The sequence below is a fragment of the Tsukamurella pseudospumae genome, assembly GCF_001575205.1.
Classification (GTDB): Bacteria; Actinomycetota; Actinomycetes; order Mycobacteriales; family Mycobacteriaceae; genus Tsukamurella; species Tsukamurella pseudospumae.
Genome location: NZ_LSRE01000044.1, coordinates 105834 through 126638 on the forward strand (window position 1 = coordinate 105834; position 20805 = coordinate 126638).

Consider the following 20805-nt stretch of genomic DNA (forward strand, 5'->3'; position numbering starts at 1 on the left):
AGGCGTGCGGTCGGAGGTGCCCCAGCCGCTACTCGGCGACCAGCCGCCGGCGCGCGTCGAGGCCCTGGGCCAGCACGAACAGCACGAACTCGCGGAGCGCATGCCCCGCGAGCGTGCCGGCGGGGAACGAGTAGTGCAGCACCAGATCGGCCGATACCTCCCGCTCCATGAGCCGCAGCGAGCCGAACTGCACCGTCTCCGCGACGGACCGGACGTCGGCGCGCAGGTCCTCGCTGAGCGGGAGGTCCCAGGCCACGACCTGGGTGAGCGAATACACGTCCACGTCACGGGCGAGCTCGAACACCTGGACCGAGGCGGGCGTATCCCCGAAATCGATGAGCACCGCCTGACTCTCGTCGCGGCGCAGCGCGACACCGTCGGCCAGCGCGGACTCGAGGCGCGACCGCAGCGCGTCGAGGCGGGGGTCCTGTGCCGTCACTGCGCGCCCCCGAACCGGCGGTCGCGCTTGGCGTACTCGAGGCACGCGGCCCAGAGGTTGCGGCGGTCGAAGTCCGGGAAAAGCGTGTCCTGGTAGACGTATTCGGCGTAGGCACTCTCCCACAGCAGGAAGTTCGAGCTCCGCTTCTCGCCGGACGGGCGGAGGAACAGGTCCACGTCTGGCATGTCCGGCTGGTACAGGTACTGCTGGAAGGACTGCTCGGTGATGCGCTCCGGGTTGATCTCCCCCGCCGCCGCCCGCCGCGCGATCTCCCGTGCGGCGTCGACGATCTCGGCGCGGCCGCCGTAGTTGACGCACATCGTCAGGGTCATGACGGTGTTGTTCTTCGTGAGCTCTTCGGCGACCTCGAGCTCCTTGATCACGCTGGCCCACAGGCGCGGCCGACGACCGGCCCACTTCACCCGCACACCCATCTCGTGCATCTCGTCGCGGCGGCGCCGGATCACATCGCGGTTGAAGCCCATGAGGAAGCGCACCTCCTCGGGGCTGCGCGACCAGTTCTCGGTCGAGAAGGCGTACGCCGACAGCTGTTTCACGCCGATCTCGATGCACCCGCAGACGGTGTCCATGAGCACGGCCTCGCCGCGCTTGTGGCCCTCGGTGCGGGCCATTCCGCGTTCCTTGGCCCACCGGCCGTTGCCGTCCATCACGAGGGCGACGTGGTTCGGGACCAGCTCCGCGGGGATCTCCGGGGGCGTCGCGCCGGAGGGGTGCGGGTCCGGTGGCCTGACGGTGACCGGTGCCGGTGGTGTCTTCGACCTACCCCGCCGCAGTCCCGGCACCGTCGACCTCCCTCTCACCGGCCGCGAGGGCCGGACTGTGCGGCGCGTGCCGCTCGATCATCGGCAGCGATCGCAGCTGCCGTCCCACGTGCCACTGTAGGTGCGCGGCTGCCAGGCCCGCGCCCTGCCTGCGCACCCGGTCGCCCATCGTCTCGGCGAAGTCGAAATCGGCCCGGGCCAGCGCGGCCATCAGGTCCAGCACGCCCTGCCCCGGCACCGCCGACCCCGACGGGCGACAGTGCACGCAGACAGCGCCGCCCGCGGCCACGTGGAAGGCGCGGTGCGGCCCCTCGTCGCCGCACCGGGCACACAGCGTGAGCGCGGGCGCCCAGCCCGCGGAATCCATGGCGCGCAACAGGAACGAGATCAGCACGAGGTCGCGGTCGCGCACGCCCGCCGCGATCGCCCGCAGGGCCCCGACGGTGAGCCGGTGCAGCTCCGGCGCGGGGGCCCGCTCCTCGCCCGCGAGCCGCTCCGCGGTCTCGATCACCGTGCAGGCGGTGGTGTACCGGCCGTAGTCGCCCGCCAGATCGCCCGAGTAGGCGGCGATGGAGTGCACCTGCGTCACCACGTCCAGGCTGCGACCGGGATGCAGCTGCAGGTCCACGTGGGCGAACAGCTCCAGCCGGGCACCGAACCGCGACCGCGGCCGGCGCACCCCCTTCGCCACCGCGCGGACCAGTCCGTTCTCCCGGGTCAGCAGCGTGAGGATGTAGTCGGCCTCCCCCAGCTTGTGCTGCCGCAGCACCACAGCGCTGTCCCGGTACGACCTCATACCCTCCATCATCCCACCCCGCGCCGACAGATGCGCCCGTGCCGCGCGGCGCGCCCGGAACATGTCGGTGGCCGGGTCCATGATGGCGAGCAGCATCGGATTTCTTCGGGGGGAGAAAACATGACACCGGGATGGGCCACGATCATCGTCGGCACGGCGGCCGTCGTGATGGCGATCGTGACGATCGGCCAGAAGCGGACTCGCGGACAATCGTAAGGAGTGGTGGACGCGGTTCCAGTGGGCACTCGACGCCACGTACGCCGCAGAAGGCGACCGGCGCCGCGACGCCTGGGCGATCCTCGACGATCTCGTCGTATCGCCGCTCATCACCACGACGGAGAACGGGGTGGCGATGTACATGACACTGACGCGATACCGAGGCGATAATGGTGGTAGCTCTCGGTCCACAGGAGGTGAGCGATGACATCGATCAAGGAGCCCGTGACGCTGGAGGAACGGCGCGCGATGATCCGCGTGATCGTCTCAGGGCTGCACAAGTACGGCCGGCCGGTGTCGCAGCAGATGCAGGACTTCGTCGACGGAAAAGTCGACGATCCCGGCCCGCTGCCGTCGCCGGAGAGCCTCCTCCGGCTCCGTGACATCAAGCCCCGCTGGTGGCAGCGGCTCCTGGGTCGGTAGCGGCGAACTCTAGAAGAGAACTCTAGAAGCCCAGCCGCCCCAGCTGCTTCGGGTCGCGCTGCCAGTCCTTCGCGATCTTCACGTGCAGTGAGAGGTACACCTTGCGGCCCAGGAGCTTCTCGATCTCCTCGCGTGCCGCGGTACCCACCGACTTCAGGCGCGAGCCGCCCTTGCCGATGATGATCGCCTTCTGCGACGACCGCTCCACGTACAGCAGCGCGTGCACCTCGAGCAGGGCGGGCTTGCCGGACTTCTCCTGCGCCTCCGTCTTCTCCCGCTCGACCACCTCCTCGATGACCACGGCCAGCGAGTGCGGAAGCTCGTCGCGCACGCCCTCGAGCGCCGCCTCACGGATCAGCTCGGCCATCATCGTGTCGTCGTCGGTGTCGGTGACCTCGCCGTCCGGGTAGAACGCGGGACCCGGCTTCATCTTCGAGGCGACCAGCTGCACCAGCTCCTCGACCTGCTGGCCCGACGTCGCCGACACCGGGATCACGTCGCAGTCCTCCCCCAGGAACTTCGACACCGCCAGCAGCTGTTCGGCGACCCTGTCCCGGCCCACCTTGTCGATCTTCGTGACCACGCCCATCAGCTGCGTGCGCGGCGCCATGTGCCGCACCTGATCGAGGATGTACTTGTCGCCGGGGCCGATCTTCTCGTCCACCGGGATGGTCAGGCAGATGAGGTCGACCTCGGAGTAGGTGTCGCGGACCAAGTCGTTGAGCCGCTGCCCCAGCAGGGTCCGCGGGCGGTGCAGGCCGGGCGTGTCCACCAGCACCAGCTGGCAGTCGGGCCGGTTGACGATGCCGCGGATCGTCGAGCGGGTCGTCTGCGGCCGCGAACTCGTGATGGCCACCTTGGTCCCGACCAGGGCGTTGGTCAGCGTGGACTTGCCCGTGTTGGGCCGTCCCACGAAACACACGAATCCGGATCGGAAGTCCTCGCCTCCATCGCCGTCCACCTGGATCTCCTCGGTCACCGTCGGGCCTCCCCGCGCTCGTCGAACAACAGAATCGGCGCCGCCGGCGACATCTCGTGCACTGCCACGGCTCCGGCGTCGGCACCGTCGGCCTCCCCCACGAGCACAGCGGCCTCGAAGCCCTCCGCCCCGGACCCCAGCGCGGTCGCAACCGCGACCTGCAGCCCCGTCAGCGCCAGGGACCGCAGGGCGACGGGCGCCCCGGAGTACGTGCGGCCGTCGAGATCCCGGACCGCCGCGCCGTGCGCGGCCCCGGCCCGGCCCATCGCGCCGCGCGCCAGAGTCACCAGCTTGCGGTCCTCGTCGGAGACGTCGATCACGCGGATTCCTTCTCGTCGGTGGTGGAGCCGTCGTCGGACGACTCCGGCTCGGTCACTGCTCGGTGCACGAGCACCGTGGTGATCCGCATCCTCCCACGCCGGTTCGTGGTGCCCTCCGCCTCGAGCATCAGCCCGTGCGCGCGGGCCTCGGAACCCGGCAGGGGCACGCGACCGAGAGCGAGGCCGAGTAGTCCGCCGACGGTGTCGACCTCGTCCTCCTCGATGTCCTCGCCGAACAGCTCCCCGAGGGTCTCGAGATCGAGGCGCGCGGACACCCGGAAGAGCCCGTCGCCGAGCTCTTCGACGGGCGCGATCTCGCCGGCGTCGTACTCGTCGGTGATCTCGCCGACGATCTCCTCGAGGACGTCCTCGATCGTGACGAGGCCGGCGATCGAGCCGTACTCGTTGACCAGCACGGCCATGTGATTGTTCGTGTGCTGCATCTCGCGGAGCAGGGCGTCGACCGGCTTCGAGTCGGGCACGAAGACCGCCGGCCGGGCCATCCGGCCCACCTCGATCGCGTGCCGGTCGGCACCGTCGGGCAGGGCGACGAGGTCCTTGAGGTAGACCACGCCCCGCACGTCGTCGACGTTCTCCCCGATGACGGGGATGCGCGAGTGACCCGAGCGCACCGCGAGGCGCGTGGCCTGCGAGACGGACTTGTCCGCCTCGATCCACACGATCTCGGGGCGCGGGACCATGACCTCGCGGGCAGCGGTGTCCCCGAGCTCGAAGACGGACTGGATCATCTTGCCCTCGTCCTCGGCGACCACGCCGCGCTGCTGCGCGAGGTCCACGAGCTCACGCAGCTCGACCTCCGTCGCGAACGGGCCGTTGCGGTAGCCGCGACCCGGCGTGATGGCGTTACCGAGGAGGATGAGCAGCCGGGTGATCGGCCCCATGAGGATCGCGATCGCCTGCAGCACCACGGCCGCGGTGCAGCCCAGCGTGTACGCGTGTTGCCGGCCGAGGGTGCGGGGCCCGACGCCGATCAGGACGTAGCTGATCACCGTCATCAGCGTTGCGGTGAGCACCGCGGTCCACACCACCGTCAGGTAGCGATCGAGGACGAGGAAGACCAGCACGGTGGCGAGCACCTCGCACGCCGTGCGCAGCAGCACCACCAGGTTGACGTACATCGGGCGGTTGATCAGCACGCGCTGCAGGCGCCGCGCGCCCGGACGGCCGTCCTCGACGAGGTCCTCCACCCGAGCCGGGGACACCGTCAGCAGCGCCGAGTCGAGCGCCGCGAACAGTCCGCCCAGGAGGACGAGCCCGACGACGCCGACGATCAGCAGGATCGACGAGAACACGCGTCAGTCCCGCCGCCCCAGGAAGCCCGTGCGGCCCAGCAGCTTGTCGTCGCGCGCCGACTGCCGGGCCAGGCGGTCGCGCTCGCGCTGCTGCGCGTAGTAGTCGGCGAGGATGCCGTCCTGGAGCGCGAACATCTCCCGCTCCTCCTCCGGCTCGGCGTGATCGAAGCCGAGCAGGTGCAGCACGCCGTGCACGGTGAGCACATTGAGCTCATGGCCCGTCGAATGTCCGGCGGCCTCGGCCTGCTCCGCCGCGAACTGCGGGCACAGCACGATGTCGCCGAGGGTCGCGGGGCCCGCGTCCACCATGTCCGGCCGGCCGCCCGGCGTGAGCTCGTCCATCGGGAAGCTCATCACGTCGGTGGGGCCGGGCAGGTCCATCCACTTCACGTGCAGGTCGGCCATGGTGTCCAGGTCGACGGCGAGCATGTTCAGCTCGGCGCCCGGGTGCACGTCCATCGCGGCGATGGCGAACGCGGCCACCGCCACGACCTCCGCCTCGTCGACGTCGAAACCGGACTCGTTGGCGAATTCGATGCTCAATCCTGATCCCTTCGCACCAGCGAGGCGCGGACGAAATTGCTGGTCAGTTGCTATCCCAGTGTACCGCGCGGTTCGCCGACGGATCGCCTCGGATCGATCGCACGTTCGCGACACGGCCCGAAGATTCCTCGGACCCATGACTCACTATGATTCCGCCATGCTCATTCGCCGCGGGTGCCACACGTCATGACGATCACTGACGGTTCCGACTTCGGCCGCTACCGGATCATCTCGAAGATCGGGGCAGGCGGAATGGGCCAGGTCTTCCGGGCGTTCGATACGCAAACGAACCGGGAAGTCGCCCTGAAGGTCCTCCCCGCGGATTTCGCCACCAGCCCGGAGTTTCGCGAGCGGTTTCAACGCGAATCTAATCTGGTTGCAGGACTTCGCGAACCTCACATCATCCCGATTCACGATTTCGGCGATATCAACGGGCAGCTCTTCCTCGACATGAGGCTCATCGACGGCGTCGACGCACGTACGATTCTCTTGTCCGAGGGTCCACTGTCACCGCACCGAGCCATCGCGATCATCGACCAGGTCGCGGCGGCTTTGGACGCCGCGCATGCGGTCGGTCTCGAGCACCGCGACGTCAAGCCGGCGAACATCCTCGTCGCCGATCGCGACTTCGTCTACCTCATCGATTTCGGCATCGCGCGAGCTGCAGGCGAAACCGGTCTGACGAGCACCGGCTTGACCATCGGCACATTCGCGTACATGGCACCTGAACGATTCGGTGGCGGCGAGTCGGACCATCGGGCTGACGTGTACTCACTCGCATGCGTTCTGTACGAGCTGCTGACCGGTACTACCCCGTTCCCGGGAAAGAACGTCGAGCAGCAAATAGCCGGGCACTTGCACTTTCCGCCTCCGCAACCGACCGCACTCGTCCCAGGTCTTCCTGCTCCGTTCGACGCAGTCGTTGTGCGCGGCATGGCCAAGATACCGGAGGATCGATTCGAGACAGCCGGAGAATTGGCGGCCGCCGCAAGCGCTGCGCTCATCGGCGAGCCGAATTCCTCATCGATCGATGCCGATCCCACCGATGTGTCTTCGGCGAGCGATGCACCCACCGTGCTCAGGTCCGACTACGCGGTCACCACGACATCAGTCCCTCGACCTTCAGATCCTCGAAGGCCCGAGCCGAAAAAGGCATCCAAGCGCAACATGGCCGTTGCGATCGGTGTTGCCGGCGCAGTGATCACCGCAGGCGGCGTCTATTCATTCGCCGCATCGGATCGCACCAGCACAACCGTGGCGGCCCCGACGTCGACGACTCAGGAGTCTGTCGCGTCACCCGGCTCAAGGCCGCCGACCAAGACAACAGCTTCACGCAGCGCGGGAACAGCAGGGGTCAAGCAGGTCGAGGTGATCGGTTTCACGCAGGTCGGAACCGACGTAAGCGTCCGGATCCACAATCCGAATCCGTCGGTCGGCCTGGTGCGCAGTGGGTACGAGCTGACTCTCCTCGACAGCTCCGGATCCGTCATCGCGACACAGGGGCAGGGAGGCGTAGCCGGCACCGTTCTCAACACCGTCTATCAGCTTCCACCGAATGCCGACTACGGGATCACCGCCGATGCCCCTGCCGGAAAGAAGGTCGACTCGGTGGAGCTGACGATCCTCGGCAAATGGCACGACTGGGGATCGATCAACGCACCGGGCGTATCCGTCACATCCCCCTCGATCAAGGACCCGACGTCGACCTACGGCCCGACGGTCGTCGGACGACTCTCATTGCAAGGCGGGAGCCCGGCCAATGTGATGGTGCAGTCGTTCGTCTCGACGCCTGCGGGATCGGTCGTCTCCTCGGTGGTGGTCGACTGCGTGCGAAACGGCGAGCCTCGATCGTTCGAGGCAATGTCGTTCGCCAAGACCGCCGGACCGTTCACCGTCGAGAAGACAGTCGCATACCCGACGTCGGTCGACGGTGTCGAGCCGAGCTACCCGGCGCGGTGCTGAGAATCTAGCGCCGCCCCGGGATCCGTCGTGCGCCGCCGATCTGCGGCCGCTTGGTCTCCGCCAGCTGCGCCTCGAACTGCGCGTAGGCGTCCACGATCTCGGCGACGAGGCGGTGTCGCACCACGTCGGCGCTGGTGAGCTCGGCGATGTGGATGTCGTCGATACCGCGCAGGATGTCGACGGCGGCCCGCATGCCGCTGGTGGCGCCACCCGGCAGGTCCACCTGGGAGGCGTCGCCGGTGACCACGATCTTGGAGCCGAAGCCGAGGCGGGTGAGGAACATCTTCATCTGCTCGGCGGTGGTGTTCTGCGCCTCGTCGAGGATGATGAAGGCGTCGTTGAGCGACCGGCCGCGCATGAAGGCCAGTGGCGCCACCTCGATGACCCCGGCCTCCATCAGCTTCGGGATCGCCTCGGGATCCATCATGTCGTGCAGCGCGTCGTACAGCGGCCGCAGGTAGGGATCGATCTTGTCGTTGAGGGTCCCCGGCAGGAAGCCCAGCCGCTCCCCCGCCTCCACGGCCGGACGGGTCAGGATGATGCGGCTGACCTGCTTGGTCTGCAGCGCCTGCACCGCCTTCGCCATCGCGAGGTAGGTCTTGCCGGTGCCGGCGGGGCCGACGCCGAAGACGATGGTGTGCTCGTCGATCGCGTCGACGTAGTTCTTCTGGTTGACCGTCTTCGGGCGCACCGTCTTGCCGCGGCGCGAGATGATGTCGAGCGTGAGCACCTCGGCGGGCGACTCACCGGAACCGTCGGTCATCATCGCGACGGAGCGGCGCACCTCCTCCGGGCTCACCGCGACGCCGCTGCGGACGGCGGCGAGCAGCTCGGCGACGACGCGCTCGGCGAGCGCCACATCGGCCGGGGTGCCCGCCAGGGTGATGACATTGCCGCGGGCGTGGACGTCAGCGGCGAGCACACCTTCCAGGGCGCGGAGATTCGCGTCCGCGGGGCCGAGGAGTCCGAAGGTCAGCTCGATGGGGATCTCGATGGTGGACCGCGCCGGGGTCACTGCCCGGGCGCGGATATCGGAACTGTTGCTCTCTGGCACGCGGTGCGTCGATCCTTCGTCGGTGAGGCGGGGCACCACCCCGTCGGGGCGGATGCCTCCAGTTTAGTCCCCCACCGGGTGCCGCCGCCTCCGAGATTCGGACAGCCGCTACTTCGCGGAGAGTTCCTCGATCGCGGCGACAGTGGCGGCGTGCCCCTTCGAGCCCGGCTCGAGGAAGTCGTCGTGCCCCTCGCGCTCGATCATGGTCAGGGTCACATCGCCCATGCCGTTCTCCTGCGCGCGCTGCAGGAACCACTCGGAGAGCTGGTAGGGCACCTGCTCGTCGAGGCGCCCGTGCAGTACGCGCACGGGGGTCGCGAAGGGCATCTGCCCGACGGGGCTGGCCTCCGCGAAGGTGCGCTTGAGCAGCCGCGGGTTCGCGTTCGGACCGAGGTCGAAGAGCAGCCGCATGGACTGGTCGCCGTCGCCGCGCTCGATCAGGTCGAGGACCCCGCCGCGGGAGATGACGCCGAGCAGGTCGTCGGGGCGCTGCGCGGCGGCCCACACCGCGAGCGTGGCGCCGGCGCTGTGCGCGGCGACGATGTGCCCGGCGCCCTTCGCGAGCTTCGCGGTGCCGTAGTCGATGGCGGCGAGCACGTCCTGGCTGAGGATCGGCCAGGTCACGCCGGGCTCACCGACACGCCGGTACTCGACGTTCCACACGGGGTAGCCGCGGTCGTTGAGGTCCTTGGCGACCTTCGCCTCCATCTTCATGGTGTAGAGGCTGCGCCAGAATCCACCGTGCACCAGGGTGATCAGCGGCTTGTCCGCATCGCCCGGGTAGAAGTGGCCGTGCTGCGAGTCCTCGCTGCCGTAGAAGATGCGACGCGCCATCGTGTCCGAGCCCTCCTGAGCCACCCCGCCGCACCGGCATCCCGCCGGTCCGGCCGTCAGTCCGGCGGCGTGCCGGACCATCTGTCGGTCATTACTCCCAGAGCACCCAGGGCGACGGCGGCCGCGGTGGAAGTCCGCAGCACCGTCGGGCCGAGGAGCGCGGGCTGCGCGCCCATCCCGACCAGGGCATCCAGTTCCTCGGGGCTGATTCCGCCCTCCGGCCCCACCACGATAACGATGGTTCCGGTTACTGAGAAGTCAACCTCGCCCAGTGGGACCGCCGAACCCTCATGTAGGACAACTACATTCGCATCCATACTGGTGAGTAGTGGAACGAGTTCTCGTGTGGTCACGAGGTCGTGGATCTCCGGAACGTACGCTCGCCGAGCCTGTTTCGCGGCCGACCGGGCCACCGCGCGCCACCGGGCGATCCCCTTCTCGGCCTTCGCCGAGCCCTTGCCGGAGCCCTTCCCACCGGCCCCTCCGCCGTCCCAGCGGGAGACGCAACGCGCGGCCTGCCACGGGATGATCGCGTCGATGCCGGCCTCGGTCGCCAACTCCACCGCGAGCTCGGAGCGCTCGGACTTGGGCAGCGCCTGCACCAGCACGACCCGCGGGGACGCGGGAGGCACCGTCCACGACTGCGAGCAGCGCACCGTCACGTCGGCCTTGCCGACAGCGGTCGTGGTGCACCGGGCGAACCCCCCGGCACCGTCGGACAGGACGAGTTCCTCGCCCACCCGGACGCGCCGCACCGCCGCGGCGTGCCGGCCCTCCTCACCGTCGAGCAGGTGCTCCTGCCCCTCGGCCGGGAGCCGGTCCGCGAGGAAGACGGTGGCCGCCACCTGCGGCTACCGTCCGGCGAAGGTGTCGCGCAGGCGGGAGAAGATGCCGCCGCCCTGGTCCTGGCCACCGCGGCGCGCCGCGTGCGGGCCCTCGCCCGGGAACAGCGCCTTGAGCTCGCGCAGCTTGTCGGTCTGCTTCTTGTCCAGTCGCGACGGGACCGCCACGTCGAAGTGGACGACGAGGTTCCCGCGGACCTGCGAGTTGACCTGCGGCATGCCGTGGCCGCGCAGGACCTTGCTGTCGCCGGTCTGGGTGCCCGGCGGCACCTCGACGGTGAGCTCGCCGTCGATCACGGTGGGCACCGTCACCTCGGCGCCCAGCGCCGCGTCGAACATCGGGACCCGCGCGGTGACGTGCAGCGTGCTGCCGTCGCGGGTGAGGAACTCGTGCTCGCGTTCGGTGACCTCGACGTACAGGTCGCCCGCGGGGCCGCCGCCGGGGCCGACCTCGCCCTGGCCGGCCAGGCGCACGCGCATGCCGTCGCCGACGCCGGCGGGGATCTTCACGGTGAGGTTGCGGCGGGTGCGGACCCGGCCGTCGCCGCTGCACTTGCTGCAGGGGTTCTCGATGATCTCGCCGACGCCCGCGCAGGTGGGGCACGGCCGCGAGGTCATGACCTGGCCGAGGAAGGAGCGCTGCACCGACTGCACCTCGCCCGCGCCACGGCAGGTGGGGCAGGTCGAGGGCTTACTGTCGCCCTCGGTGCCCGAGCCCTGGCACTTGTCGCACAGGATAGCGGTGTCGACGGTGAGCTCCCGGCTCACGCCGTTCGCGCACTCGTCGAGGTCCAGCTCCATGCGGATCAGCGCGTCGTTGCCCTCGCGCACGCGGCCCCGGGGGCCGCGACCGCCGCCGCCCATGCCGCCGCCGAAGAAGGCCTCGAAGACATCGCCCAGACCACCACCGCCGAAACCGCTGAATCCGCCGCCGCCGAAACCGCCGGCACCCGGCGAGCTGTCGAGCGGATCGCCGCCCATGTCGACGACGCGGCGCTTCTCCGGGTCGCTGAGCACCTCGTAGGCGTCGGAGACGTCGCGGAACTTCTCCTGCGCGGCGTCGTCCGGGTTCACGTCCGGGTGCAGCTCGCGGGCCAGCTTGCGGTACGCGCGCTTGATCTCCTGGTCGGAAGCCTTCGAATCGACTCCGAGGATGCGGTAGTAATCACGTGCCACAGCGGCGAATCCCTCTAACTCGTGGACGACAATCAGCGGACCTGCTCGGACCGCGCTCAACCCATGATTCCACCACGGGGCCGATTCGGACCATTCGCACAGGTCAGCCCGGCGGCCGAGCGCCGTCAGCGCCCACCGAGCACCTCACCGACGTAGCGCGCGACCGCTGCCACGGACGCGATCGTGCCCGGATAGTCCATCCGGGTGGGACCGAGCACCCCGACACCCCCGAACACCGCGCCGGGCGCCCCGTAGCCGGTGGAGATCACCGACGCGCCGCGCAGGTTCTCGTCCTGCGTCTCCGACCCGATCGCGACCGACACCGTGCCGGGCTGCTGCCGCGCGGTGAGCAGCTTGAGCACCACGACCTGCTCCTCCAGCGTCTCGAGCACGCTGCGCAGCGAGCCGGACACCGCGTCGAAATCGGCGGCGTTGCGGGTCAGGTTGGCGGTGCCGCCGAGCACCAGCCGGTCGTCGGCGCGCTCGACCAGGGTCTCGACGAGCACCGTCGACACCCGGATCACCGCGTCGCGCAGGTCCCGGGGCGCGAGCGGCGCGAGGTCTGCCACGCCCATCGACGCGTCCGGGATGAGCTTGCCGTGCACCGCCGCACCGAACAGCTCCCGCAGGCGGGAGAGGTCGTCGTCGGACGCCGGGCCGCCCAGCTCCACGAGCCGCTGCTCGACGCGGCCCGAGTCCAGGATCACCACGAGCAGCAGCCGCGTGGGCGCCAGGGCCACGACCTCGAGGTGCCGCACCCGCGCCGAGCTGATCACCGGGTACTGGATCACCGCGACCTGCCGGGTGAGCTGCGCCAGCAACCGGACCGAGCGCTGCAGCACGTCGTCGAGGTCCACCCCCGTCTCGAGGAACTGCACGATCGCCCGGCGCTCCGCCGCCGACAGCGGCTTGATCTGCGCGATCCGGTCGACGAACTGCCGGTAGCCCTTCTCCGTCGGGATGCGCCCGGAGCTGGTGTGCTGCTGCGTGATGTAGCCCTCGGCCTCGAGGACCGCCATGTCGTTGCGGACCGTCGCGCTGGACACGCCGAGCTGGTGTCGGTCGACGAGCGCCTTCGATCCGACGGGCTCGTGCGTCTCGACGTAGTCCGCCACGATCGCCCGGAGCACCTCGAACCGCCGGTCCTCCGTGCTCGACATCGTGTGGCCCTTTCGCCTGTGAACTTCGAACGTCCAGCTTACGCGGGCTAGAGTCGACCCGTGATCTTCAAGGGCGTACTCGACGGGAAGCCGTACCCGGAGCACGGCCTCAGCGCGCGCGAGTGGTCGCAGATCCCGCCGCAGCAGGTCCGCCTGAGCGCCCTGGTGACCACGACCACCGTGCTCGCACTCGATCGGCTGCTCTCCGAGGACTCGACCTTCTACGGCGACCTGTTCCCGCACGCGGTGGCGTGGAACGGCGACCTGTATCTCGAGGACGGCCTGCACCGAGCCGTACGGTCCGCGCTGCGCGGGCGCGAGGTGCTGCACTGCCGCGTGTACTCGCTGCCGCCCGGCACCCCCGCGCGTCCGGCATCCTCGGGGAGGCACGGCAAGCACGCGCGCCAGGACTGAGAGGTAAGCCCATGACCCGCACCATCCGCCAGACCGGCACCGGATCCGCCGCCGCGATCCCCGACGTCGTGATCGCCCGGATCGGGGTCGAGCACCGCGCGAAGGACGTCGTCGCCGCGTTCTCCGGCGCCGGCGATGCGGCACGGGCCGTCGTCGCGGCCGTCCGCGCCGCCGGGGTCGCCGACGGTGACGTCGCCACCTCCGACGTCGGCCTGCAGACCGTGGAGACGGGGCCCTGGGAGGACCGCAGGCTCGAGGGCTACTCGGCGTCCGAGTCGCTCGTGGTGACCGTCCGGGACGTGGCCAACGCCGCGTGGGTGCTGCAGGCGGCCGCAGCCGCGGCGCGCGACGCCACCCGGATCGACTCCGTCACCTTCGCGCTGTCCGACGGTGCCGCCCCGGCGGCCGCGGCCCGCGACGCCGCGTTCGCCGACGCGCGGGCCAAGGCCGAGCAGTACGCCCGCCTGTCCGGCGACGCGCTGGGAGCCGTGCTCAGCATCGCCGACGACCCGGCGTCCGCTCCGCGGCCGCAGGTGATGTTCGCGGCCAGGGCCGCCGCGGCGCCCGGGTCGGGTCCCGCGATGGAGGCCGGCGAGCGCGTCGTGACCGCACAGGTCGTCGTCGAATGGGAGTTGGTCTAACCGGCAGGAACGTTGCCGTAACGACCGATCCGCTGCGGCGACGCTCCGCCCCTGCCACGCTGACACCATGACGAATCGGACATTCAGCACGGCACGGAACTGGCGCGTCACCGGCATCGCGCTCCTGGTGGCGGTCGCGACGGCGGGCTCGGTGTCCGCCTGCGGCTCGTCCAGCACCTCCAACGACTCCCCGCGGGAGATCACCGCGGTCGGCACCGGCGAGGCCTCGGGGAAGCCCGACGTCCTCACCGTGCAATTGGCGGTGCAGCACCAGGCCGGGGACGTGACGACCGCGCTCAACGACGCCTCCGCGAGCGCGCAGAAGGTGATCGACGCGGCCGCCGCGAACGGCGTGGACAAGAAGGACGTCCAGACCGCGAACGTGCGGGTGAATCCGCGCTACGGCACCGACCGGCAGATCACGTCCTACGAGGCCACGCAGTCACTCACCGTCAAGGTCCGCAAGCTGGACACCGCCTCGAAGCTCCTCGGCGATCTCGCGACCGCCGGCGGCGACGCCACGCGGATCAGCTCCGTCGGCTTCGACATCGAGAACGACTCGGCGCTCAAGGCGACCGCCCGCGACAAGGCCTTCGCGGAGGCCAAGAGCCGCGCCGAGCAGTACGCCAAGCTCTCCGGGGGCGAGCTCGGCGAGGTCCGCACGGTGTCGGAGGGCGCATCCGCCCGCCCGACCACGACCCGGCAGTACACGCCCGACACCGCCGGCGTCGCGGCCTCCCCGGTCCCGATCGAGAGCGGCGAGCAGTCACTGACGGTGACCGTCACGGTGGTGTGGAAACTGTCCTGAGCCGTGTGATCCGGCCGGGCGCGACGCTCAGTCGAGGATGCGCCGCACGACTCCGTCGGCCAGCAGCCGCCCGGCGTCGGTGAGCACGTACGCGTCGCCCTCACGACGCAGCGCGCCCGTCGCGACCTCGACATCGGCGCGGCCGACCTCCTCCGACCTCAGTACCTCGACGGGGATCCCGGACCGCATGCGGACCCGGAGCATGACCTCCTCGACGTGCCGGTCCTCGTCGGTGAGCACCTCGTGCCCCGCGATCGGCAGCTCGCCGCGGCCGACGGCGTCGGCGTACCGGGCGGGGTGCTTGACGTTCCAGACGCGGGTGCCGCCGACGTGGCCGTGCGCGCCGGGGCCGGCGCCCCACCAGTCCGCGCCCTCCCAGTACAGCTCGTTGTGCCGGCACCGACCGGCGTCCGACCGGGCCCAGTTGGAGACCTCGTACCAGTCGAACCCGGCAGCTCGGAGCGCACCGTCGAGCATCTCGTAGCGGTGGGCGAGCACGTCGTCGTCGGTGTCGGGGAGCTCGCCGCGACGGATCCGGCGGGCCAGTGCCGTCCCGTCCTCGACGATGAGCGCGTACGCGGAGACGTGGTCGACGCCCGCGTCGAGCACCGCGTCCAGGGACGCCCGCAGATCGTCGTCGGACTCCCCCGGTGTGCCGTAGATGAGGTCCAGGTTGACGTGGTCGAAGCCCGCCGCGCGGGCCTCCTTCGCGGCGGCCACGGCGCGGCCCGGGGTGTGCGTGCGGTCCAGCACGCGCAGCACGTGCGGCGCCGCCGACTGCATGCCCAGCGAGACCCGGGTGAAGCCCGCCTCACGCAGCCGAGTGAAGAACTCCGGCGAGGTCGACTCGGGGTTGGACTCGGTGGTCACCTCCGCGTCGTCGGCGAAGGTGAAGTGTCGCCTTGCCGTGTCCAGCAGGGCGGCGAGCCCGTCGCCGCCCAGGAGCGACGGTGTCCCGCCCCCGACGAACACCGTCGACACCGGTACGTCGCCGACGGTGCGCCGCGCCATCGCGAGCTCCCCGTCGACGGCCTCGGCCCAGGCCTGCGGTGACGTGGACGCGCCCAACTCGCCGGCGGTGTAGGTGTTGAAGTCGCAGTAGCCGCAGCGCGTCGCACAGAACGGGACGTGTAGATACAGCCCGAACGGCGTCGCGGCACCGTCGAGCCTGCTGAGCTCGGGGATCGAGGGCGCGGACATCCGCCCAGTCTTGCAGGTGCGCGGCTCGCATGATTTCACGCATCGCTGAGCGAAACCCGATTCCACTTCTGCGCCCATCCGGTGGCACAATGATCTCGATGGATGGACAGGGTGAGCTGCTGGCGTCGCGCCGGCACATCGATTACCTGCGGGTCTGCAGCAGCGGCTGTCGGGCCTGATTCCCGGCGCCCTCTTCCGCGTCGAGTCCCCTGAGCGCCACCAGCCCTGGCGCGCCATCCCATGAATCCCAGGAGCCTTCATGACGTCGATCACCGACGCCCCTGCCCCCTCCGCCGACGCCGCGCCCACGCGACCGGCTCGCAAGCGCCCCGCACAGCGCAAATCGGAGGGCCAGTGGAAGCTGGGCTACCGCACCCCGCTGAACGCGAACGAGCAGTCCAAGCGCGACGACAACCCGCTCAACGTGCGGCGCCGCATCCTGGACATCTACTCCAAGTCGGGGTTCGATTCGATCGACAAGGCCGACCTGCGCGGGCGATTCCGGTGGATGGGGCTGTACACGCAGCGAGCCGAGGGATTCGACGGCAGCTACAGCGGTGACAACCACGTCGACCTCATCGAGGCGCCGTACTTCATGATGCGGGTCCGCACCGACGGAGGGAACCTCACCACCAAGGGCGTGCGCACCCTCGCGTCGATCTCGCGCGACTTCGCACGCGGCACCGCCGACATCACCGACCGGCAGAACATCCAGTACCACTGGGTGGAGATCGAGTCGATCCCGGAGATCTGGCGCCGCCTCGAGGAGGCCGGTCTGGAGACCACCGAGGCCTGCGGCGACTGCCCCCGCGGCATGCTCGGCTCGCCGCTGGCCGGTCTCTCACCCGACGAGGTGCTCGACGCCTCCCCTGCGCTCGCGGAGATCAAGCGCCGCTACATCGGCAACCCCGAGTACTCGAATCTGCCCCGCAAGTTCAAGACCGCGGTCTCCGGCCTGCAGGACGTGGCGCACGAGATCAACGACGTGAGCTTCGTCGGCGTGCACCACCCCGAGCACGGCCCCGGCCTGGACCTCTGGGTCGGCGGCGGCCTGTCGACCAACCCGATGTTCGCGCAGCGGCTCGGCGTCTGGGTGCCGCTCGACGAGGTCGCGGACGTCTGGGAGGGCGTGGTCGCGATCTTCCGCGACTACGGCTACCGCCGCCTGCGGAGCAAGGCGCGGCTGAAGTTCCTGGTGAAGGACTGGGGCCCGGAGAAGTTCCGCCAGGTGCTCGAGGACGAGTACCTCGGCCGCAAGCTGATCGACGGTCCGGCCCCGATCGCGCCGAAGACCACCATCGACCACGTCGGCGTCACCAAGCAGAGCAACGGCCTCAACGCCGTCGGCTTCTCGGCCGTCTCGGGCCGGCTCTCCGCCGACGCCCTCGACGCGATCGCCGATGCGATGGAGGAGGCCGGCACCGATCGGGTCCGCGCCACCCCGTACCAGAAGATCGTGGTCGTCGACGTCCCCGACGACAAGGTCGCCGGGCTCGAGGCGGCACTGGAGAAGGTCGGCCTCACGGCCCGGCCCTCGCGGTGGCGCCGCAACCTCATCGCCTGCACCGGCCTCGAGTACTGCAAGCTCTCCTTCACGGAGACCCGCAGCCGCAGCCAGTCGCTGGTACCCGAGCTGGAGAAGCGGCTCGCCGATCTGAACCAGCTGCACGAGACGAACATCAGCATCAACGTCAACGGCTGCCCCAACAGCTGCGCGCGCGTCCAGATCGCCGACATCGGCTTCAAGGGGCAGCTGGTGGACGACCACAACGGGAATCACGTCGAGGGATTCCAGGTTCATCTTGGTGGCAGCCTCGGCGAGGACACCGGGTTCGGGCGCAAGCTCCGGGCTCACAAGGTGCTCGCGACCGAGGTCGTGGACTACGTGGAACGAGTGGTGCGGAAGTTCGCCGAGCAGCGCGAGGGCGAGGAGCGGTTCGCGCAGTGGGTGGCCCGCGCCGCGGAGGAGGACCTGCGATGACGGCACCGTCGAACCCCCTGACCGGACGCGACGCGGACGAGCTGCGCGCGCTCGCGGAGCGCGCGTCGAAGGAGCTGGAGGGCGCCGATGCGCTCACGCTCCTGCAGTGGACCCTGGACACCTTCGGCGAGGACTTCATCGTCGCGTCCAACATGCAGGACGGGGTGCTGGTGCACCTCGCGAAGCAGGTGCAGGACCGCCCCAAGGTGCTCTTCCTCGACACCGGCTACCACTTCCCCGAGACGATCGGCATGCGCGACGCGGTCGAGGCGATCTACGAGGTGGAGCTGCTCAACGTCACGCCCGAGCAGAGCGTCGGCGAGCAGGACGCCACCATCGGCAAGGACCTGTTCGCGAGCGATCCCGCGCAGTGCTGCAACCTGCGCAAGGTGGTGCCTCTGCGGGAGTCGCTCAAGGGCTACCGCGCCTGGGTCACCGGCATCCGCCGCGTCGAATCGCCCACCCGCGCGAACGCGCCGTTCATCTCCTTCGACGAGGGCTTCGGGCTGCTCAAGGTGAACCCGATCGTCGACTGGTCCGACGAGCGGATGCAGCAGTTCATCGAGGAGAACGGCATCCTGGTCAACCCGCTGGTGGACGAGGGCTACCCGTCGATCGGCTGCCAGCCCTGCACCAACAAGCCCGCCCCCGGTACCGATCCTCGCAGCGGCCGCTGGGCCGGTTCGACCAAGACAGAATGCGGATTGCACGCCTCATGACAATCACAGAGCCCACAGCCCCCGCAACGAGCGATTTCAGCACGCTCGACGCCCTCGAGTCCGAGGCCATCCACATCTTCCGCGAGGTCGCGGGCGAGTTCGAGCGCCCCGTGATCCTCTTCTCGGGCGGCAAGGATTCGACGGTGCTGCTGCACCTCGCGGTGAAGGCCTTCTGGCCGGCCCCGCTCCCCTTCGCGCTGCTGCACGTCGACACGGGCCACAACCTGCCCGAGGTGTTGGACTTCCGCGACCGGATGGTCGAGAAGTACAACCTGCGCCTGCACGTGGCCAAGGTCGAGGACTACCTCGCCGACGGCCGGCTCGAAGAGCGTGCCGACGGTATCCGCAACCCGCTGCAGACGGTGCCGCTCCTGGACGCCATCTCGGGGAACCGGTTCGACGCCGTCTTCGGCGGCGGCCGTCGCGACGAGGAGCGTGCCCGCGCCAAGGAGCGGATCTTCTCGCTGCGCAACGCCTTCGGCCAGTGGGACCCGAAGCGCCAGCGCCCCGAGCTGTGGAACCTCTACAACGGCCGGCACGCGCCGGGCGAGCACGTGCGCGTGTTCCCCATCAGCAACTTCACCGAGCTCGACATCTGGCGCTACATCGCCCGCGAGGACATCGAGCTGGCCTCGATCTACTACGCGCACGAGCGTGAGGTGTTCGATCGCGACGGCATGCTCATGACCTCCGGCGTGTGGGGCGGCGCCCGCGAGGGCGAGCAGGTCCGGACCCTCTCGGTGCGCTACCGCACCGTGGGCGACGGCTCCACCACCGGCGCCATCGAGTCGACCGCGTCGACCAACGAGCAGATCATGGCCGAGGTCGCCGCGTCGCGGCTCACCGAGCGCGGCGCCACCCGCGGCGACGACCGCGTCTCCGAGGCCGCCATGGAGGACCGTAAGAAAGAGGGCTACTTCTGATGTCGCAGGCTCCTGCACTCCTCCGCCTGGCCACCGCCGGCTCCGTCGACGACGGCAAGTCGACCCTCGTCGGGCGCCTGCTCTACGACACGAAGTCGGTGCTCGCCGACCAGATCGACGCCGTCACGCGCGCATCGGTCGACAAGGGCCTCGACACCCCGGACCTGTCGCTCCTCGTGGACGGCCTGCGCGCCGAGCGCGAACAGGGCATCACGATCGACGTGGCCTACCGCTACTTCGCGACGCCCGACCGGTCGTTCATCCTCGCCGACACCCCGGGCCACGTCCAGTACACCCGCAACACGGTGTCCGGCGCGTCCACGGCGCAGGTCGTGATCCTGCTGACCGACGCCCGCAAGGGCGTCATCGAGCAGACCCGCCGGCACGCGGCCGTGCTGTCGCTGCTCGGCGTTCCGCGCCTGGTGCTCGCGGTGAACAAGATCGACCTCGTCGAGGACCCCGCGTCGGTGTTCCAGGAGATCTCGGCGGAGTTCCGGGAGCTCACCTCCTCGCTGGGGTGGTCCGACGATGCCGTCCACGCCATCCCCGTCTCGGCTCTGCACGGCGACAACGTGGCCTCGCGCTCGGAGACGACGCCGTACTACGACGGCCCGTCGCTGATCGAGCACCTCGAGGCCGTCCCGACGGACCCGGACACGAAGCCGATCGGCTTCCGCTTCCCCGTGCAGTACGTGATCCGGCCGCGCACCCCCGAGTACCCCGATTACCGCGGCTACGCCGGTCAGGTGGCCGCGGGCACCGTCGACGTGGGTGACGAGGTCCTCGTGCTCCCCGCGGGCACGCGCAGCCGGGTCGAGCGGATCGACACCGCGGACGGCGAGCTCGCGTCCGCGCACACGGGCCGCTCCGTGACGGTGATCCTCGCCGACGACGTGGACGTGAGCCGCGGCGACGTGATCGTCTCCGCCGCCGACGCCCCCGAGCCGCGCCAGCAGTTCGAGGCCACCGTGTGCTGGCTGGCCGAGAAGCCGCTGCGCATCGGCGCGCGTCTGCTGCTCAAGCACGGCACGAAGACCACGCAGGCCATCGTGGGCGCGCTGGACGCGGTGTTCGACGAGCAGAAACTGCAGATCGTCTCCGGAGACACGTTGGAGCTCAACCAGATCGGCCGGATCACGGTGCAGACGGCCGAGCCGATCGTCGCCGACGACTACGACAAGAACCGGGAGATGGGCAGCTTCCTGCTCATCGACCCCGCCGGCGGCAACACCCTCGCCGCGGGCCTGGTCGGGGACGCCCTCGCCCACCTGGTCTAAGCA

At 69.9% G+C, this 20805-nt stretch carries 22 protein-coding genes; 9 read left to right on the forward strand and 13 right to left on the reverse strand.

Annotated features, from left to right (window positions below; all coding sequences use genetic code 11):
* Nucleotides 1-28: 28 nt before the first annotated feature.
* The 3 genes from AXK61_RS18195 to recO are packed head-to-tail and all read right to left on the reverse strand — an operon-like array spanning nucleotide 29 to nucleotide 2017.
* Nucleotides 29-439: a hypothetical protein gene (locus AXK61_RS18195; RefSeq protein WP_068572526.1), complete on the reverse strand. Its 411-nt coding sequence runs from the start codon at nucleotides 437-439 to the stop codon at nucleotides 29-31.
* Nucleotides 436-1242, reverse strand: coding sequence for an isoprenyl transferase (locus tag AXK61_RS18200; protein ID WP_068572524.1), 807 nt, complete (start codon nucleotides 1240-1242; stop codon nucleotides 436-438). The genes AXK61_RS18195 and AXK61_RS18200 overlap by 4 nt, the downstream gene beginning before the upstream one ends.
* Entirely contained in the window at nucleotides 1220-2017 is a 798-nt protein-coding gene (gene recO, locus AXK61_RS18205; RefSeq protein ID WP_068572882.1) for a DNA repair protein RecO, read from the reverse strand. Before recO ends, AXK61_RS18200 begins: the two co-directional genes overlap by 23 nt.
* 420 nt (nucleotides 2018-2437) lie before the next feature.
* Between recO and AXK61_RS18210 the strand changes: the two genes are divergently transcribed.
* On the forward strand, nucleotides 2438-2656 hold the full coding sequence (locus tag AXK61_RS18210; RefSeq protein ID WP_068572521.1) for a hypothetical protein: 219 nt from the start codon (nucleotides 2438-2440) through the stop codon (nucleotides 2654-2656).
* A gap of 22 nt (nucleotides 2657-2678) precedes the next feature.
* Here the strand turns inward: AXK61_RS18210 and era are convergent, their stop codons facing one another.
* The 4 genes from era to ybeY are packed head-to-tail and all read right to left on the reverse strand — an operon-like array spanning nucleotide 2679 to nucleotide 5811.
* Entirely contained in the window at nucleotides 2679-3635 is a 957-nt protein-coding gene (era, locus tag AXK61_RS18215) for a GTPase Era (RefSeq protein WP_231855597.1), read from the reverse strand.
* Nucleotides 3632-3955, reverse strand: coding sequence for a cytidine deaminase (locus AXK61_RS18220; protein ID WP_068572519.1), 324 nt, complete (start codon nucleotides 3953-3955; stop codon nucleotides 3632-3634). Before AXK61_RS18220 ends, era begins: the two co-directional genes overlap by 4 nt.
* On the reverse strand, nucleotides 3952-5268 hold the full coding sequence (locus tag AXK61_RS18225; protein ID WP_068572517.1) for a hemolysin family protein: 1317 nt from the start codon (nucleotides 5266-5268) through the stop codon (nucleotides 3952-3954). Before AXK61_RS18225 ends, AXK61_RS18220 begins: the two co-directional genes overlap by 4 nt.
* Nucleotides 5269-5271: 3 nt before the next feature.
* Nucleotides 5272-5811 (reverse strand): rRNA maturation RNase YbeY, encoded by a 540-nt coding sequence (gene ybeY, locus AXK61_RS18230; RefSeq protein ID WP_068572515.1) that lies wholly within the window; start codon nucleotides 5809-5811, stop codon nucleotides 5272-5274.
* 186 nt (nucleotides 5812-5997) lie between these two features.
* Here ybeY and AXK61_RS24525 point away from each other — a divergent pair, with 186 nt between their 5' ends.
* Nucleotides 5998-7773: a serine/threonine-protein kinase gene (locus tag AXK61_RS24525; protein ID WP_068572513.1), complete on the forward strand. Its 1776-nt coding sequence runs from the start codon at nucleotides 5998-6000 to the stop codon at nucleotides 7771-7773.
* A 4-nt stretch (nucleotides 7774-7777) separates the two neighbouring features.
* On the opposite strand, the gene AXK61_RS18245 is transcribed toward AXK61_RS24525, so the two are convergent.
* From AXK61_RS18245 to hrcA, 5 genes are all read right to left on the reverse strand, one after another.
* Nucleotides 7778-8827 (reverse strand): PhoH family protein, encoded by a 1050-nt coding sequence (locus AXK61_RS18245; RefSeq protein WP_068572878.1) that lies wholly within the window; start codon nucleotides 8825-8827, stop codon nucleotides 7778-7780.
* A 108-nt stretch (nucleotides 8828-8935) separates the two neighbouring features.
* The gene (locus AXK61_RS18250) at nucleotides 8936-9661 is read right to left on the reverse strand and encodes an alpha/beta hydrolase family protein (RefSeq protein WP_175400043.1); all 726 of its coding nucleotides are present in this window, start codon (nucleotides 9659-9661) and stop codon (nucleotides 8936-8938) included.
* Between the two features lie 56 nt (nucleotides 9662-9717).
* Nucleotides 9718-10506, reverse strand: a complete 789-nt coding sequence (locus AXK61_RS18255; protein ID WP_068572508.1) for a 16S rRNA (uracil(1498)-N(3))-methyltransferase — start codon at nucleotides 10504-10506, stop codon at nucleotides 9718-9720.
* Nucleotides 10507-10512: 6 nt separating this feature from the next.
* Nucleotides 10513-11679 carry a molecular chaperone DnaJ gene (gene dnaJ / locus AXK61_RS18260; protein ID WP_068572506.1) on the reverse strand — a complete coding sequence of 389 codons (1167 nt, stop codon included), beginning with the start codon at nucleotides 11677-11679 and terminating at the stop codon, nucleotides 10513-10515.
* Nucleotides 11680-11804: 125 nt separating this feature from the next.
* The gene (hrcA, locus tag AXK61_RS18265; RefSeq protein WP_068746572.1) at nucleotides 11805-12839 is read right to left on the reverse strand and encodes a heat-inducible transcriptional repressor HrcA; all 1035 of its coding nucleotides are present in this window, start codon (nucleotides 12837-12839) and stop codon (nucleotides 11805-11807) included.
* A 60-nt stretch (nucleotides 12840-12899) separates the two neighbouring features.
* Here hrcA and AXK61_RS18270 point away from each other — a divergent pair, with 60 nt between their 5' ends.
* The 3 genes from AXK61_RS18270 (at nucleotide 12900) to AXK61_RS18280 (ending at nucleotide 14702) form a co-directional block, all read left to right on the forward strand.
* Nucleotides 12900-13253, forward strand: a complete 354-nt coding sequence (locus AXK61_RS18270) for a type II toxin-antitoxin system VapB family antitoxin (protein WP_068572501.1) — start codon at nucleotides 12900-12902, stop codon at nucleotides 13251-13253.
* Between the two features lie 11 nt (nucleotides 13254-13264).
* Entirely contained in the window at nucleotides 13265-13894 is a 630-nt protein-coding gene (locus tag AXK61_RS18275; RefSeq protein ID WP_068746573.1) for an SIMPL domain-containing protein, read from the forward strand.
* A 67-nt stretch (nucleotides 13895-13961) separates the two neighbouring features.
* Nucleotides 13962-14702 carry an SIMPL domain-containing protein gene (locus AXK61_RS18280; protein WP_068572497.1) on the forward strand — a complete coding sequence of 247 codons (741 nt, stop codon included), beginning with the start codon at nucleotides 13962-13964 and terminating at the stop codon, nucleotides 14700-14702.
* Nucleotides 14703-14729: 27 nt separating this feature from the next.
* Here the strand turns inward: AXK61_RS18280 and hemW are convergent, their stop codons facing one another.
* The gene (hemW, locus tag AXK61_RS18285; RefSeq protein WP_068746574.1) at nucleotides 14730-15902 is read right to left on the reverse strand and encodes a radical SAM family heme chaperone HemW; all 1173 of its coding nucleotides are present in this window, start codon (nucleotides 15900-15902) and stop codon (nucleotides 14730-14732) included.
* Between the two features lie 259 nt (nucleotides 15903-16161).
* On the opposite strand from hemW, the gene AXK61_RS18290 reads away from it, so the two are divergent.
* Genes AXK61_RS18290 through AXK61_RS18305 form a run of 4 tightly spaced genes read left to right on the forward strand, consistent with a single transcriptional unit; the run spans nucleotide 16162 to nucleotide 20802 of the window.
* On the forward strand, nucleotides 16162-17883 hold the full coding sequence (locus AXK61_RS18290) for a nitrite/sulfite reductase (protein WP_068572494.1): 1722 nt from the start codon (nucleotides 16162-16164) through the stop codon (nucleotides 17881-17883).
* Nucleotides 17880-18602: a phosphoadenylyl-sulfate reductase gene (locus tag AXK61_RS18295; protein ID WP_068572492.1), complete on the forward strand. Its 723-nt coding sequence runs from the start codon at nucleotides 17880-17882 to the stop codon at nucleotides 18600-18602. The genes AXK61_RS18290 and AXK61_RS18295 overlap by 4 nt, the downstream gene beginning before the upstream one ends.
* Nucleotides 18599-19525 carry a sulfate adenylyltransferase subunit CysD gene (gene cysD, locus AXK61_RS18300; protein WP_068572490.1) on the forward strand — a complete coding sequence of 309 codons (927 nt, stop codon included), beginning with the start codon at nucleotides 18599-18601 and terminating at the stop codon, nucleotides 19523-19525. The genes AXK61_RS18295 and cysD overlap by 4 nt, the downstream gene beginning before the upstream one ends.
* On the forward strand, nucleotides 19525-20802 hold the full coding sequence (locus tag AXK61_RS18305) for a sulfate adenylyltransferase subunit 1 (RefSeq protein WP_068572488.1): 1278 nt from the start codon (nucleotides 19525-19527) through the stop codon (nucleotides 20800-20802). Before cysD ends, AXK61_RS18305 begins: the two co-directional genes overlap by 1 nt.
* Nucleotides 20803-20805 lie beyond the last annotated feature (3 nt).

What these genes read in the sequence shown, in the direction of transcription:
- recO (WP_068572882.1), bottom strand. Translation starts at nt 2,017, where the DNA reads ATGAGGTCGTACCGGGACAGCGCTGTGGTGCTGCGGCAGCACAAGCTG.
- AXK61_RS18210 (WP_068572521.1), top strand. Translation starts at nt 2,438, where the DNA reads ATGACATCGATCAAGGAGCCCGTGACGCTGGAGGAACGGCGCGCGATG.
- AXK61_RS24525 (WP_068572513.1), top strand. Translation starts at nt 5,998, where the DNA reads ATGACGATCACTGACGGTTCCGACTTCGGCCGCTACCGGATCATCTCG.
- AXK61_RS18250 (WP_175400043.1), bottom strand. Translation starts at nt 9,661, where the DNA reads ATGGCGCGTCGCATCTTCTACGGCAGCGAGGACTCGCAGCACGGCCAC.
- hrcA (WP_068746572.1), bottom strand. Translation starts at nt 12,839, where the DNA reads ATGTCGAGCACGGAGGACCGGCGGTTCGAGGTGCTCCGGGCGATCGTG.
- AXK61_RS18275 (WP_068746573.1), top strand. Translation starts at nt 13,265, where the DNA reads ATGACCCGCACCATCCGCCAGACCGGCACCGGATCCGCCGCCGCGATC.
- AXK61_RS18280 (WP_068572497.1), top strand. Translation starts at nt 13,962, where the DNA reads ATGACGAATCGGACATTCAGCACGGCACGGAACTGGCGCGTCACCGGC.
- hemW (WP_068746574.1), bottom strand. Translation starts at nt 15,902, where the DNA reads ATGTCCGCGCCCTCGATCCCCGAGCTCAGCAGGCTCGACGGTGCCGCG.
- AXK61_RS18290 (WP_068572494.1), top strand. Translation starts at nt 16,162, where the DNA reads ATGACGTCGATCACCGACGCCCCTGCCCCCTCCGCCGACGCCGCGCCC.
- AXK61_RS18295 (WP_068572492.1), top strand. Translation starts at nt 17,880, where the DNA reads ATGACGGCACCGTCGAACCCCCTGACCGGACGCGACGCGGACGAGCTG.
- cysD (WP_068572490.1), top strand. Translation starts at nt 18,599, where the DNA reads ATGACAATCACAGAGCCCACAGCCCCCGCAACGAGCGATTTCAGCACG.
- AXK61_RS18305 (WP_068572488.1), top strand. Translation starts at nt 19,525, where the DNA reads ATGTCGCAGGCTCCTGCACTCCTCCGCCTGGCCACCGCCGGCTCCGTC.